Origin of the sequence: Pseudomonas sp. GM41(2012) (assembly GCF_000282315.2) — a bacterium.
GTDB lineage: Bacteria > Pseudomonadota > Gammaproteobacteria > Pseudomonadales > Pseudomonadaceae > Aquipseudomonas.
Map to the genome: position 1 here is coordinate 415246 of NZ_AKJN02000008.1, position 14699 is coordinate 429944.

The following is a 14699-nucleotide window of genomic DNA, read 5'->3' on the forward strand; positions in this document are numbered from 1 at the left end:
CCCAAAGCCCTTGGTTTGACGCTTGCGGAAGGGATGTAAGGAAAACCTTCCGCCCGGCAGCCAATCAGGCCGCGCGCAGGGCTCTGGCGCGCTTGTTTCAGACGCGGTTGAAGGGTGAGATGCGCCCCATGCCTGTCGTGCAGGTGCATAACAAGAAGGAGGCGCAATGTACGCCGTGACTCATCCATATCTCCCCCGTGGAGCGATTTTTCCGTCGCTCCCGTCGATGACCCGCAAAGGTCTGACTCTATTTTTGCAGCCGCCCGAGACCCTCGAGGCGGACACAGGCAATCCCGGCAAATGACACGCTGATCCAGTGGTGTCTGGCAGCAGGGGGTTACAGGTGTACAATGCGCCGCGTTTTAACTGTGACCTCCTGCGCATCTGCGCAAACCTCAAGGCTATCCGCCTTGTTCACTCCGCCGCGCCACAAGCGTGTCGGGTTCGATTTCGTCACAGATAAAAACAAACAGGTGACGCATGACCGTTGTAAAAACGCTGAACTCCTTTTGCCTTCGCTGGGGTTTGATCGGCGCTGCTTGAAATCGCAACCGAGCAGCAACGTCTAACGAACATCATCAAACCTTGCGTGAGACCCTTTTCATGAGTGGACAAAACTCGCATTCAGGCGAGCTGAAACGCGGCCTGAAAAATCGCCACATTCAACTGATCGCCCTCGGTGGCGCGATCGGTACCGGGCTGTTCCTCGGCTCGGCTGGCGTCCTGAAATCCGCCGGCCCGTCGATGATCCTCGGCTACGCCATCTGCGGCTTCATTGCTTTCATGATCATGCGCCAGCTCGGCGAAATGATCGTCGAAGAGCCAGTCGCCGGTTCCTTCAGCCACTTTGCCCATAAATACTGGGGCGGTTTCGCCGGCTTCCTGTCGGGCTGGAACTGCTGGATTCTGTACATTCTGGTGGGCATGTCGGAGTTGACTGCGGTCGGCAAATACATCCACTACTGGGCACCACACATCCCGACCTGGGTCTCGGCAGCCGGCTTCTTCGTCTTGATCAACCTGATCAATCTGGCGAACGTCAAAGTCTTTGGTGAAGCCGAGTTCTGGTTCGCGATCATCAAGGTCGTGGCCATCGTCGGCATGATTGCGCTCGGCAGCTACCTGCTGGTCAGCGGCGACGGCGGCCCGCAAGCGTCGGTGACCAACCTTTGGGTCCACGGCGGTTTCTTCCCGAATGGCGTCAGCGGTTTGGTGATGGCCATGGCGATTATCATGTTCTCCTTCGGCGGCCTGGAAATGCTCGGTTTCACCGCAGCGGAAGCTGACAAGCCGAAAACCGTGATCCCGAAAGCCATCAACCAGGTGATCTACCGGATCCTGATTTTCTACATCGGTGCGTTGGTTATCCTGCTTTCTCTGACGCCATGGGACAGCCTGTTGGCGACCCTTAACGCGTCGGGTGATTCCTACAGCGGCAGCCCGTTCGTGCAAGTGTTCTCGATGCTCGGCAGCGACACCGCTGCGCACATCCTCAACTTCGTGGTCCTGACCGCAGCGCTGTCGGTGTACAACAGTGGCACCTACTGCAACAGCCGCATGCTGCTGGGCATGGCCGAGCAAGGCGATGCGCCGAAAGCCTTGTCGAAGATCGACAAGCGCGGCGTGCCAGTGCGTTCGATCCTTGCTTCGGCGGCGGTGACATTGATTGCCGTATTGCTGAACTACCTGATCCCGCAAAACGCGCTGGAACTGTTGATGTCGCTGGTGGTTGCCACCCTGGTGATCAACTGGGCAATGATCAGCTTCTCGCACTTCAAGTTCCGCCAGCACATGAACAAGACCAAACAGACGCCGCTGTTCAAGGCCCTGTGGTACCCGTACGGGAACTACATCTGCCTGGCGTTCGTGGTGTTCATTCTGGGCGTCATGCTGCTGATTCCGGGGATTCAGATCTCGGTGTATGCGATTCCGGTGTGGGTCGCGTTCATGTGGGTTTGCTACGGCATCAAGAACAAGCGTCGTGACCGGCATGCGTTGCAGGCTGCGGGTTCCGTAGCGAAGTAACGTAAACGCAAAAACAACAAACCCGGCCATGTGCCGGGTTTGTTGTTTTTGATGTGCTAACTTTGCGATTGAACTGAAGTCTTATTCCTACATGAGTGGTGGCTGTTTACTACAGCAGTTTTTGAAACTAATAAAGGCTCGTTGATTCAGAAGTTACCTACAACATGTCGGTTACGTTTTGTCATAGGCTGGTGCTTCCAATACATAAGGAGTGACCTATATGGCCAGCCACAGCTACATGACTATTACCGGTAAACGGCAAGGTTTGATTTCTGCGGGTTGCTCCGGTCATAGCTCTATCGGTAATAAATGCCAATCCGGCCACCAAGATGAAATCATGGTGTTGGCCTACTCGCACGATATGTTGGCGGGTAATGACGGTAACGTGGCAGGTGGCCGCGGCAAGCACATGCCGATCATGATTACCAAGGCTATCGATAAATCATCACCTCTGTTGGCGAGTGCACTGCATGAGTGTGAAGAAGTGGAGTGCGTTATAAATTTTTTCCGCACTGCCTCCGCGGGCGGGCAAGAACGATACTATTCAATTCATCTTACCGGTGCGCGGATCGCGCATATCAGCCAGCAAGTTCCCCACGCTATTCGTATGAACGATGCGGAGCCGCAAGAGCTCGTGTCCGTTCGATATAGAGACATTGCCTGGGCGCATGTGCCAGGGGCAACGAGTGCCTATAGTTCTTGGGGTAATGAGGATGAATGAAGCATCGTGCGATATTCATGATGTGACAAAGGCCGCGTCCGACCTCGTTGCGACGGGATGCAACATCGGCATGACTCATCTTCCTGGCAGTTACGCGCAACTGCGGTTCAGTTCGATTATCTCTGCTTATGCCAATGAGATTGTTCAAACGGTTGATGAAGGGTTATTAAGTGCATGGGAAGGCGTCCAAGAGATCATTGGCGAATACGAGGAATTGTCGTCAAAAGCGCGTTTTTACCTGCAAAATGGCATTGGTGTGGCGGCGGGCGTTATGCAGATTAGAACCGGTGTTGCGGCAACTGCAGCTCCCGGGGCAATTGGCGCAATACCAGGAGCGTTGTTGATTGCGCACGGCACTAATAATATCTATGAAGGTTTGGGGGATATTTTTAACGGCCCAGAAGCACCGGCTACAATTGGACCTGCCAGATATATCTATCAATCAGCATTTAAAAATTCTCGGAAGGGTAATGTTGCCTATTATTCTATTGATTTATTTTTATCTGGGTATGGGGTGCTCAGGCCAGTACAAAAACCTGGCACATTCGAACTTTTCAAACGTGATCCTAGGAATTATGAACAGGCTTTTCGGCAAACGGGTAAGTTAGCATTGGCTCTCGAAGCTTTGGTTGATTTTCTGACTGTGGATGCAATGCTTAAAGAAAGCTCTGCGGGTGGATGAAACGGCCCTTTCATTCGGAGGGTACGATTCAAGAGGACGTGAAAGTTTATGACGCTTGAGAATATTCGATACCATTTGTCTGTCACTTGCCTGGTTCTAGGCTGCTGTGGCTTGCCCACGGGCGCAATAGTTTGGTGCATAACCGAAATAGTACCCTTGGAAGGGAAGCATCTGAATATTGCTTATTTGATAACGTACGTGACTCTCGTTTTTTTTGGTTTACGCTTTTACATTCCGAGATTGCGTGGACATGCATAAGCCAGACTCTGACTGATGAACCGCGGGCAGCAGCGATCACCTGCTGTCCAACGGGCATTGGCAGTATCCTGCGCGTTCTGAGTCCGTAACGAAGTAACGCAAAACGCAGAAACATCAAACCCGGCCATGTACCGGGTTTGTTGTTTTGCGTCCGGCCGCTATTTCCCCTCCAGAAAGCTCAGCACCGTCGCATTGAAAAATCCGGATCCCGGATAAAGGCAAAGTGGCTGACATTGGGCAGGATCAACAAACCGGCACCGGGAATGGCCGACGCCATGTATTTCGTGTGTTCGCGTTTGATCGCCTCGTCATGGTCGCCATCCACGATCAATATCGGGGCTTTGATTTTCGCCAGCTCTTGCGTTGTCCAGTTTGGCTGGCTCGCCCACATATGGCTGATCTGCTCGACGAACGCATCGTATTCTTTGGGGGGCTTTGAAAAGGTGCGCTATGGAATGAAACACGGGGGATAATGACTGCCGCCCCGACTGAGCCTCTGTGAACTACCTATGCTGGTGATATCCAACAACGTGCACCTACCGGATGCCGAGATCGAATTGACCGCCATCCGCGCCCAGGGCGCCGGTGGGCAGAACGTCAACAAGGTTTCCAGCGCGGTGCACCTGCGTTTCGACATTCCGGCCTCGTCCTTGCCCGAGTTCTACAAGGAACGGCTGCTGGCGCTGCGTGACAGTCGCATCACCAGCGAAGGGGTGTTGATCATCAAGGCCCAGCAATACCGCACGCAGGAAGCCAATCGCGCGGATGCGCTGGAGCGGCTGACCGAGTTGATCCTCAGTGCCACGAAGGTCGAAAAGAAACGTCGCCCGACCAAACCGACCCTCGGTTCGAAGAAGCGTCGGTTGGAGTCCAAGACCAAGCGCGGCAGCATCAAGGCCGGGCGTGGCAAGGTCGATTTTTAGCGGGCTTGGCGCTCTTCCCGGTACTTTTCATTGAGGTACTTCGGCGCCTGCCGGTACAAGTAAACACTCAGTGCCAGACCGCTCAACGCGGCGAGCGCAGCGAACAGGAATATCGAGGCAAAACCAAAGCCTGCCGCAATCGCCCCCGCCACCGGCCCGGTGATCCCCAGCGACAAATCGATGAACAACGAGTAAGCCCCGACTGCCGCGCCTCGACTTGAGGCCGGTACCAGGTTGACCGCTTCCACCCCCAGCGCGGGGAACACCAGCGAGAAACCGAACCCGCTCAGCGCTGCACCGGCCAGTGCCCAATGAGCGTCCGGCGCCAGCCATAGCAGCAACAGTCCCAGTGTTTCCACCGACAGGCAGGCAATCGCCACGCGAAAGCCGCCGAGGCGGTTGATCAGGTTGCCGAACAGCAGCCGTGCACCGATGAAACTGGCACCGAACAGGCTCAGGCACAGCACCGCGTTGTCCCAGTGCTGAGTGGCGTAATACAGGGTGATGAAGGTGGCGATGGTGCCAAAGCCGATCGAGCCCAGCGCCAGACCGCAACCATGTGGCAGTACGCGCCCCAGCACATGCATGAACGGCAAACGCTCACCGACCACAATCGGCGCGGCGGTTTTCGGCCAGGCCAGCACCAGGCCGAGGACGGCCAGCAACACGATGCTCACGCCCATGCTCCACAAGCCCAGTTGATTAACCAGCAGCACGCCCAGCGGAGCGCCGACTGCCAGTGCGCCATAACTGGCGATGCCGTTCCAGGAAATGACTTTGGCAGTGTTCGCCGCGCCGACCCGGCCGATGCCCCAGCCAATCGAACCGGAGCCCACCAGGCTTTCCGCGCTGCCGAGTACCAGACGGCCGATCAACAGGCTGATCAGGCTCAAGGTCGGCAGGCTTTGGGTCCAGGCCGATATCAGCATGAATACGCCGCTCAAACCGCAGCCGGCGAGGCCGTACATCACGGCGAGTTTGCTGCCCTTGTTGTCGATGATTTTCCCGGCATACGGGCGGCTGAGCAGGGTGGCCAGGTATTGCACGCTGATCACCAGGCCGGCGATGACGGCGCCGAAGCCCAGATCGCTGTGGACGTAACCCGGCAACACGGCCAGGGGAATGCCGATATTCAGGTAGCCGATGAAGGTGAACAGGACGATGGAAACGACTTGCAGCGTGACCGCCAGGGGGCGCTGGTTTTCAGACATGGGTAAAGATCCACGGGGAAGCAGGATAGATAGGCTGCTTATGATAGCGGCGCGAACGGCTGCGGGTCGTGGAAAAAGTAAAACTATTTGCCGGACGGGGATGAATCAGGGTTTGGCGGGTGCGACCAGGTGCGTGGTGACCAGGGCGGCCAGGGCGTTTTCTTCGCTGCCGAAGCGGGCGAGCAGCGCGGCGCGTTTTTCGGGGGACAGGCGATTCCAGATCTCGATCATCTTCTCGGTGGTACCGATCAAGACGCTGGCCTGGGTTTCAGAGAAGTCATCGGACATGGTGTGGGGCTCGGGGTTCAGGCGGTGTGGAAAGCGCATGTTAGCGCTTTCCACACGGTCTGGCATTGCAGGTGAATCAGTCTTCGCTGTCGGCCTTGCGGCGTTCAGTGGCTTCTTTTGGCTCGGGCTGTTGGGCACCGGCTTGTTGCGTGGGCGTCTGCTCAGTTTCGTGCAGGCTTGGGAAGGGGAGATTAGGGATCTCGTGCATATCGCGCTCCTCGCAAAGTCTGTTGATAGATCTGGTAGATCCGCGCTTTTAAAAAGCTTGGGGAGGATACAGCAGAAGAAATGACAAAAAGACTTTTATATCCAATTGTTGCGACGGATGGGATTGTCTAGACAGGTCTGTGTAGGAGCTGGCGCAGCCTGGAGATCAAGATCAAAAGATCGCAGCCTCCGGCAGCTCCTACATTGGATTGCGTACATCCTGTAGGGGCTGCCGAAGGCTGCGATCTTTTAAGGGCGGCAGACTTCAGCGATGGCTTCGGCTAACAAGTCCAGGCGCGTCGCATCAATCCCGGCGACGTTGGCCCGGCCTGAGTTGACCATGTAAACGCTGTGATGATCGCGCAGTTGTTTGACCTGTTCCGGCGTCAAACCGGTATAGGAAAACATCCCGCGCTGCACGCCGATATGCGCAAAGCGCTCGCGCAAACCATGAGGTTCAAGCGCTTCAACCAAACCGCTGCGCAGTTGGGCGATACGCAAACGCATGGTTTCCACTTCGTCGGCCCAGAGGCTTTTCAGCTCTGGATCACCAAGGATGGTCGCTACCACAGCAGCGCCGTGATCCGGCGGCGTCGACCACAGGTTGCGGGCGATGTTGGCCAGTTGGCTGCGGATATCCACCAGCTTGTCAGCGGTTTTCGCGCAGACAATCAGCGCACCGGTACGGTCGCGGTACAGGCCGAAGTTCTTCGAGCAGGAACTGGTGATCAGCACTTCCGGCAACGCGGCAGCGAACAACCGGGTCGACCAGGCGTCCTGTTCCAGGCCATCGCCGAAGCCTTGGTAGGCGAAGTCGATCAGTGGCACCAGATTGCGACTGCGTACCACGTCCAGCACCCGGCGCCAGTCGTCATGGGACAGATCGAAACCGGTCGGGTTATGGCAGCAGGCGTGCAGCAGCACCACATCGCCCTTCGGCGCTTCGTTGAGTGCCGCGAGCATCGCTTCGACGTCGAGGCGGTTATCGCTGCCAACGTACGGGTAATGACTGACCTTGACCCCGGCTGCCGCGAAGATGGTTTCGTGGATCGGCCAGGTCGGGTTGCTCAGCCACACGCCACGGCCCGGCAGGCACTGGGCGATAAAGTCGGCACTCAAGCGCAGCGCGCCGGTGCCGCCCGGCGTTTGCGTCGCGCCGGCCCGTTGTTCGGTGATCAACGGGGAATCGGCACCTAGCACCAATTCAACGATGGCCTTGCCGAACGCCGATTCACCGTGGCCACCGATGTAGGTCTTGGTGGTCTGACGATCCACCAGGCGTTGCTCGGCGAGCTTCACGGACTGGGGGATCGGTGTCAGGCCCTGGGCATCTTTATAGACGCCCACGCCGAGGTCGAATTTGCGCGGGTTGGGGTCCTGCGCATAGGCCTCCATCAGGCCGAGAATCGGGTCGCCGGGTACTCGTCCGATGGCGTCGAAATGCATTATTTGCGGCCCTCGGCGTCCTTGGCCACTTCGTCAGTGCGGGCGGCCATGATGAAATCGTTGCGATGCAGGCCCTTGATGGAGTGGCTCCACCAGGTCACGGTGACTTTGCCCCACTCGGTCAGCAGGCCTGGGTGGTGACCTTCAGCCTCGGAGATTTCACCGACGGCGTTGGTGAACGCCAGTGCGTGCTTGAAGTTCTTGAACAGGAAAACTTTTTCCAGCTGCATCACGCTGTCGCGCACTTCGATGTTCCAGTCGGGAATCTGCTTGATCAGTACCGGCAGTTCTTCGTCGCTGACCTGAGGGGCATCGGCGCGGCAGGCTTCGCAATGGGCTTGGTTCAATGTGGACATGATGGGTTCCTGAAATCGAATTATTGGAAATCGGCCGTCAGTGTCACCACGCTAAACCAAAGCGTCGGTTCCTGACAGGCTCACTTGATTCTAAAAGCTGCGGATCACGCGGCCTTTGGCGGAAATTTTGGTGCGCGCAAGCCCAGCTGCATGCCTTGCTTGACCATGCCCATGATGTCTTCGTGGGCGAGATCGAACAGGCGCTTGAGGTTCGGCAGGACAAAGTACAGCGGTTGCAGAATGTCGATGCGGTACGGCGTGCGCATGCATTCCAGCGGATCGAAGGTCTGATGTTCAGGTTCGTCCGACAGGCAGTAAACGGTTTCTTTCGGCGAGGAGAGAATGCCGCCGCCGTAGATGCGCAGGCCTTTTGGTGTATCGACCATGCCGAACTCGATGGTCATCCAGTACAGACGCGCCAGGTAAACGCGTTCTTCCTTGGAAGCCTGTAGGCCGAGTTTGCCGTAGGTGTGGGTGAATTCGGCAAACCAGGGGTTGGTCAGCAGCGGGCAGTGGCCAAAGATCTCGTGGAAAATGTCCGGCTCTTGCAGGTAATCCAGCTCTTCGTGGGTACGAATAAACGTCGCCACCGGGAACTGTTTGTTGGCGAGCAATTCGAAAAAAGTCTGGAAGGGGATCAGTGCGGGTACCCGGGCAACCTGCCACCCGGTGGTTTCACCGAGGACCTTGTTGATCTCGCCGAGTTGCGGAATGCGGTCGTGGGGCAGACCGAGTTTTTCGATACCGTCCAGGTATTCCTGGCACGCACGACCCTCGATCACTTTCAGTTGGCGAGTAATCAGCGTGTTCCACACCGCATGTTCTTCGGCGGGGTAGTCGATAAAACCTTGCGCATCGGGCTCGCGAGCCACGTATTGCGTCTGCTTCATGCTGCTCTCCTGCTAGGGGATTTCGTTCTTGTTATGTCCTGCTATGGACCTAGAAATACCTCAAGAAATGCAGTGTTGCAGCACGCGAGTTGCGCCGTTCGTAGGAGAATTCGTCGATTTTCGTAAAGTATTCGTTACGGATTGACCGCAATGGCGCAGGGATTGAGATTTGCGGGTTTGAAATGGCTTGCAGGTGTCACATAATCTTGACGACTATCTTCACGCTTGACAGAAAAATCTGCCGGGAGCGTTCAATTGAGCGCTGCGATTCCCGTGTGGGAGCGAGCCTGCTCGCGATAGCGGTGTGTCAGCCAGCATAAATGTCCACTGACACACCGCTATCGCGAGCAGGCTCGCTCCCACAGGGAATGCGCACAGGTACTGACTTCATTTATCGTTTTTCGGGCCATTTATATGCGTATCAAAGTCCACTGCCAGAACCGCATCGGCATTCTGCGCGACATTCTCAACCTGCTGGTGGAGTACGGGATCAACGTCGCGCGCGGCGAGGTCGGCGGTGAGCATGGCAATGCGATCTACCTGCATTGCCCGAACCTGATCAACATTCAGTTTCAGGCGTTGCGGCCGAAATTCGAATCGATTGCCGGGGTGTTCGGTGTCAAGCGTGTAGGGCTGATGCCCAGCGAGCGTCGGCACATGGAGCTCAATGCGTTGCTCGGCGCCTTGGAGTTTCCGGTGCTGTCGATCGACATGGGCGGCTCGATCGTCGCGGCCAACCGCGCGGCGGCGCAGTTGCTTGGCGTGCGGGTAGATGAGGTGCCAGGGATTCCGCTGTCGCGTTATGCCGAGGACTTCGATTTGCCGGAACTGGTGCGCGCCAACAAGTCGCGGATCAACGGCTTGCGGGTGAAGGTGAAGGGCGACGTGTTTCTCGCCGACATTGCGCCACTGCAATCAGAGCATGACGACAGCGAAGCCATGGCTGGCGCGGTTCTCACGCTACACCGCGCCGACCGGGTCGGTGAGCGCATCTATAACGTGCGCAAGCAGGAGCTACGAGGTTTCGACAGCATTTTCCAAAGCTCGAAGGTGATGGCCGCGGTGGTGCGCGAAGCCCGACGCATGGCGCCGCTGGATGCGCCGCTGTTAATAGAAGGTGAAACCGGTACCGGTAAAGAATTGTTGGCGCGCGCCTGCCACTTGGCGAGTCCGCGGGGGCAGTCACCGTTGATGGCGCTCAACTGCGCCGGCCTGCCGGAATCCATGGCTGAGACGGAGCTGTTCGGCTACGGCCCTGGCGCTTTTGAAGGGGCGCGGGCCGAAGGCAAGCTCGGTCTGCTGGAGCTGACGGCGGGCGGTACGCTGTTTCTCGATGGTGTCGGGGAAATGAGCCCGCGTTTGCAGGTGAAATTGCTGCGTTTCCTGCAGGACGGTTGCTTCCGTCGTGTGGGCAGCGATGAAGAGGTTTATCTGGATGTACGGGTGATTTGCGCGACGCAGGTCGACCTGTCCGAGTTGTGCGCGCGGGGTGAGTTTCGCCAGGATTTGTATCACCGTTTGAACGTGCTTTCACTGCACATCCCGCCACTGCGCGAATGCCTCGATGGTTTGACGCCGCTGGTGGAACACTTCCTCGATCAGGCCAGTCGACAGATCGGTTGCCCGCTGCCGAAACTGGCGCCGGCGGCGATGGAGCGCCTCAGTCACTACCATTGGCCGGGCAATGTTAGGCAATTGGAGAACGTGTTGTTCCAGGCGGTTTCCCTGTGTGAGGGCGGGACCGTCAAGGCCGAACATATTCGCCTGCCGGACTACGGCGTGCGTCAGCCACTTGGCGATTTCTCGCTCGAGGGCGGTTTGGACGAGATTGTCGGGCGCTTTGAGAAGGCGGTATTGGAACGCCTGTATTCCGAGCATCCGAGCAGTCGCCAACTGGGCAAGCGGTTGGGGGTTTCGCATACGACCATTGCCAACAAACTGCGTGAGTACGAAGTCGGCAAAGACAACAGCTGAAGATCAAAAGATCGCAGCCTTCGGCAGCTCCTACAGGTGTACGCATTCCCCGGTAGGAGCTGCCGAAGGCTGCGATCTTTTGATCCGTTGCCGCGAAGCGGCATGACACCGCCGGTTTTTCGTCTTCGACACAATCCTCCAATCCCTCCTGAACCCCTCAAGTCCTTTGTTTGCCGGGCCCTGCGCCGCCAGAAAAAAGTTGGTCTGCAAATTGCTTATCGCTCAGCAGTACAGCAGTGGGCGGCAAACGTCCGGCATGCAGAGGAAAGAGTGTGGACAAGTACCTTTATGTGGCAATGACCGGCGCCAGCCAGAATGCACTGGCGCAGAAGGCTCATGCGAACAACCTGGCGAACATCTCCACCAACGGTTTCCAGAAAGACCTGGAACAGGCGCGTTCGATGCCGGTGTTCGGCGACAGCTTTCCGGCGCGTGCGTTTGCCCTGTCCGAACGTCCGGCCACCGATTTTTCCCCTGGCGCATTGGTGGAAACCGGTCGCGACCTCGATGTTGCGGTGCAAGGCAATGGCTGGATCGCCGTGCAAAATCCTGATGGCGGCGAAAGCTACGTGCGCACCGGCAGCCTGAACGTCGACGCCCTGGGCGTGCTGCGGGCCGGCAACGGTATGCCGGTGATGGGCAATGGCGGGCCGATTGCCGTGCCGCCCGAGCAGCAAATCGAAGTGGGCGAGGACGGCACCATCAGCATTCGTGCGATGGGCGAAGGTCCTCGCGTGATGGCGGAAGTCGACCGCATCAAACTGGTCAACCCGGACTTCAAGAACATGACCAAAGGCCTGGACGGTTCGATTCACACCAAGGACGGCAAGCCGGCGCAAGCCGATGCCAACGTCAAACTGGTGTCCGGTTTTCTTGAGTCGAGCAACGTCAATGCCGTGGAAGAGATGACTTCGGTGCTGGCCCTGGCCAAGCAGTTCGAGCTGCACATCAAGATGATGAACACCGCCAAAGACGATGACCAGGCCATGGCTCGGGTCTTGCAGATCAGCTAATTATCAGAACGTCGCGCCGTAAAACAGGCGCACGAGGAGAATCGAATGCTTCCGGCTCTATGGGTTGCCAAAACAGGTCTGTCCGCCCAGGACACCAACCTGACGACCATTTCCAACAACCTGGCCAACGTGTCGACCACGGGTTTCAAACGTGACCGCGCCGAGTTCCAGGACTTGCTCTACCAGATCAAACGCCAGCCAGGCGCCCAGTCGACCCAGGACAGTGAACTGCCGTCGGGTCTGCAAGTGGGTACCGGTGTGCGCATTGTCGGCACCCAGAAAAACTTCACCTCCGGCAGCCTGCAAACCACCGAGCAGCCGTTGGACATGGCCATCGACGGTCGCGGTTTCTTCCAGATTCTGCAGCCGGACGGCACGACTTCCTACACCCGTGACGGTACGTTCCACCTGGACTCCAACGGTCAGATCGTGAACGCCAGCGGCTTCGCCCTGGAACCGGCCATCGTCATCCCGAACGATGCCCAGACCTTCACAGTCGGTCGCGACGGCACCGTGTCCATCACCGTTGCCGGCAACCCGGCCTCCCAAGTGATCGGCAACCTGCAAACCGCCGACTTCATCAACCCGGCCGGTCTGCAGGCTGTGGGCAACAACCTGTTCCTGGAAACCGCTGCCAGCGGCGCGCCGCAAGTCGGTACCCCGGGCCTGGCCGGTTTCGGCACCACGCTGCAGAACACTCTGGAAACCTCGAACGTCAGCACCGTTGAAGAGATGGTCAACATGATCACCACTCAGCGCGCTTACGAGATGAACTCCAAGGTGATCTCCACCGCCGACCAGATGCTCTCGTTCATAACGCAGAATCTGTAATCAAGTCTATGAGGCGACCATGAGGTCGTCTGCAACACCGTGAGGTAGGGTCATGAATCGCTATGTATCTGTTCTGGCACTGAGTGGGATCGCCGCGCTTTCGGGTTGCGTCGGTCCGACGCCCAAGCCTAATGACCCTTACTACGCCCCGGTGTTACCGCGCACGCCGCTGCCGGCTGCCGCCAATAATGGCTCGATCTATCAGGCCGGTTTCGAACAGAACCTGTACAGCGACCGCAAGGCGTTCCGGGTCGGTGACATCATCACCATCACCCTGAACGAAAGAACCCAGGCCAGTAAAAACGCCAACTCGCAAGTGGCCAAGAACAGTAAGGCCGGCATTGGCCTGACGTCGCTGTTCGGCACAATCCCTCACGTCAACAATCCATTGGATGACGGTGACCTGACGCTGAATGCGAGTTACAGCGGCGACCGTGCGACCAAGGGTGACAGCAAGGCCGGGCAGGGCAACAGCCTGACCGGTTCGATCACTGTGACCGTCGCCGACGTCTTGCCCAATGGCATCATTGCCGTGCGCGGCGAGAAGTGGATGACCCTCAATACCGGTGATGAACTGGTGCGGATTGCAGGGCTTGTTCGCGCCGATGACATCGCGACTGACAACACCGTTTCGTCGACCCGTATCGCCGATGCACGCATCACCTATTCGGGCACCGGTTCGTTTGCCGATGCGAGTCAGCCAGGCTGGTTCGACCGTTTCTTCCTCAGTCCGCTGTTCCCTTTCTAGGTGGCCACGTTGAATTTCAAAAGCCTCATGGTGGCCGCTCTGATGCTGTCCGCGGCCTTCAACGCTCAAGCCGAGCGGCTGAAGGATATCGCCAGTATTTCCGGCGTGCGTTCCAACCAATTGATTGGCTACGGCCTGGTGGTCGGACTTAACGGCACCGGTGACCAGACGACGCAAACCCCGTTCACCCTGCAGACCTTCAACAACATGCTCTCGCAGTTCGGCATCAAGGTGCCGGCGGGTTCGGGCAACGTGCAGTTGAAGAACGTCGCGGCGGTGTCGATCAGTGCTGATTTGCCGGCGTTCGCCAAGCCGGGTCAACAGGTCGACATCACCGTATCGTCCATCGGTAACTCCAAGAGCCTGCGCGGCGGCACCTTGCTGCTGACGCCGCTCAAGGGTATCGATGGCAACGTCTATGCGGTCGCTCAGGGCAATCTGGTGGTCGGCGGTTTCGACGCCGAAGGTCGTGACGGTTCGAAGATCACCGTCAACGTTCCGTCGGCCGGTCGTATCCCGGGCGGTGCGTCGGTTGAACGTTCGGTGCCGAGCGGTTTCAACCAGGGCAACAGCCTGACGCTGAACCTCAACCGTTCGGACTTCACCACGGCCAAGCGCATCGTCGACAAGATCAACGACATGCTCGGCCCTGGTGTTGCCCAGGCCATCGACGGCGGTTCGATTCGCGTCAGTGCGCCGCTTGATCCGAGTCAGCGCGTCGACTATTTGTCGATCATCGAGAACCTTGAAGTCGACCCGGGTCAGGCGGTGGCGAAAGTCATCATCAACTCGCGGACCGGCACCATCGTGATCGGCCAGAACGTCAAGGTTTCCCCGGCCGCCGTGACCCACGGCAGCCTGACCGTGACCATCACCGAAGACCCGATCGTCAGCCAGCCCGGTCCTCTGTCCAATGGGCAGACGGCGGTCGTGCCGCGCTCGCGGGTCAACGCCCAGCAGGAAGCCAAGCCAATGTTCAAGTTCGGCCCGGGCACCACCCTCGACGAAATCGTGCGTGCGGTGAACCAGGTCGGCGCGGCGCCAGGTGACTTGATGGCCATCCTTGAAGCACTGAAACAGGCCGGCGCGTTGCAAGCCGACCTGATCGTGATCTGAGGACGGCGAC

The 14699-nt window shown here is 57.9% G+C and carries 15 protein-coding genes and 1 pseudogene; 9 read left to right on the forward strand and 7 right to left on the reverse strand.

The genetic code is table 11. The features are described from left to right. The first annotated feature begins 603 nt into the window (after positions 1–603). From PMI27_RS06410 to PMI27_RS06400, 3 genes are all read left to right on the forward strand, one after another. Positions 604–2025 (forward strand): amino acid permease, encoded by a 1422-nt coding sequence (locus PMI27_RS06410; RefSeq protein WP_008156107.1) that lies wholly within the window; start codon positions 604–606, stop codon positions 2023–2025. A 220-nt stretch (positions 2026–2245) separates the two neighbouring features. Next, positions 2246–2746 (forward strand): Hcp family type VI secretion system effector, encoded by a 501-nt coding sequence (locus PMI27_RS06405; RefSeq protein WP_008156106.1) that lies wholly within the window; start codon positions 2246–2248, stop codon positions 2744–2746. Further along, positions 2739–3428, forward strand: coding sequence for a DUF4225 domain-containing protein (locus tag PMI27_RS06400; protein WP_177327878.1), 690 nt, complete (start codon positions 2739–2741; stop codon positions 3426–3428). Before PMI27_RS06405 ends, PMI27_RS06400 begins: the two co-directional genes overlap by 8 nt. A 416-nt stretch (positions 3429–3844) precedes the next feature. Here PMI27_RS06400 and PMI27_RS06395 read toward each other — a convergent pair. Further along, positions 3845–4125, reverse strand: a pseudogene (locus PMI27_RS06395) (alpha/beta fold hydrolase); the annotation flags it as partial. 70 nt (positions 4126–4195) lie between these two features. Between PMI27_RS06395 and arfB the strand changes: the two are divergent. After that, positions 4196–4609 (forward strand): alternative ribosome rescue aminoacyl-tRNA hydrolase ArfB, encoded by a 414-nt coding sequence (gene arfB / locus PMI27_RS06390; RefSeq protein WP_008010994.1) that lies wholly within the window; start codon positions 4196–4198, stop codon positions 4607–4609. Here the strand turns inward: arfB and PMI27_RS06385 are convergent. From PMI27_RS06385 to phhA, 6 genes are all read right to left on the reverse strand, one after another. After that, complete coding sequence (locus PMI27_RS06385) at positions 4606–5820, reverse strand: MFS transporter (RefSeq protein WP_008156103.1); 1215 nt, start codon at positions 5818–5820, stop codon at positions 4606–4608. The two genes, arfB and PMI27_RS06385, sit on opposite strands and share 4 nt — an antisense overlap. A 105-nt stretch (positions 5821–5925) precedes the next feature. Beyond that, the gene (locus PMI27_RS06380) at positions 5926–6108 is read right to left on the reverse strand and encodes a hypothetical protein (protein WP_033053561.1); all 183 of its coding nucleotides are present in this window, start codon (positions 6106–6108) and stop codon (positions 5926–5928) included. A 76-nt stretch (positions 6109–6184) separates the two neighbouring features. Continuing rightward, a complete protein-coding gene (locus PMI27_RS32285; protein WP_008156098.1) occupies positions 6185–6316 on the reverse strand; it encodes a hypothetical protein in 132 nt (43 codons plus the stop codon). 248 nt (positions 6317–6564) lie between these two features. Continuing rightward, positions 6565–7761, reverse strand: coding sequence for an amino acid aminotransferase (locus PMI27_RS06375; protein WP_008156097.1), 1197 nt, complete (start codon positions 7759–7761; stop codon positions 6565–6567). Beyond that, positions 7761–8117 carry a 4a-hydroxytetrahydrobiopterin dehydratase gene (locus PMI27_RS06370; protein ID WP_008030478.1) on the reverse strand — a complete coding sequence of 119 codons (357 nt, stop codon included), beginning with the start codon at positions 8115–8117 and terminating at the stop codon, positions 7761–7763. Before PMI27_RS06370 ends, PMI27_RS06375 begins: the two co-directional genes overlap by 1 nt. Before the next feature lie 104 nt (positions 8118–8221). Then, entirely contained in the window at positions 8222–9007 is a 786-nt protein-coding gene (gene phhA, locus PMI27_RS06365; RefSeq protein ID WP_008156095.1) for a phenylalanine 4-monooxygenase, read from the reverse strand. Positions 9008–9421: 414 nt separating this feature from the next. On the opposite strand from phhA, the gene PMI27_RS06360 reads away from it, so the two are divergent. The 5 genes from PMI27_RS06360 to PMI27_RS06340 all read left to right on the forward strand — a co-directional run bounded on the left by PMI27_RS06360 (position 9422) and on the right by PMI27_RS06340 (position 14689). Further along, the gene (locus PMI27_RS06360; RefSeq protein WP_024164592.1) at positions 9422–10981 is read left to right on the forward strand and encodes a sigma-54-dependent phenylalanine hydroxylase transcriptional regulator PhhR; all 1560 of its coding nucleotides are present in this window, start codon (positions 9422–9424) and stop codon (positions 10979–10981) included. Between the two features lie 272 nt (positions 10982–11253). After that, a complete protein-coding gene (locus tag PMI27_RS06355) occupies positions 11254–11994 on the forward strand; it encodes a flagellar basal body rod protein FlgF (protein ID WP_008146778.1) in 741 nt (246 codons plus the stop codon). A gap of 45 nt (positions 11995–12039) precedes the next feature. Further along, positions 12040–12825, forward strand: a complete 786-nt coding sequence (flgG, locus tag PMI27_RS06350; RefSeq protein ID WP_008146776.1) for a flagellar basal-body rod protein FlgG — start codon at positions 12040–12042, stop codon at positions 12823–12825. Positions 12826–12877: 52 nt separating this feature from the next. Next, positions 12878–13573: a flagellar basal body L-ring protein FlgH gene (gene flgH / locus PMI27_RS06345; protein WP_008146774.1), complete on the forward strand. Its 696-nt coding sequence runs from the start codon at positions 12878–12880 to the stop codon at positions 13571–13573. A 27-nt stretch (positions 13574–13600) separates the two neighbouring features. Then, positions 13601–14689, forward strand: coding sequence for a flagellar basal body P-ring protein FlgI (locus PMI27_RS06340; RefSeq protein ID WP_166675827.1), 1089 nt, complete (start codon positions 13601–13603; stop codon positions 14687–14689). Positions 14690–14699: the final 10 nt, after the last annotated feature.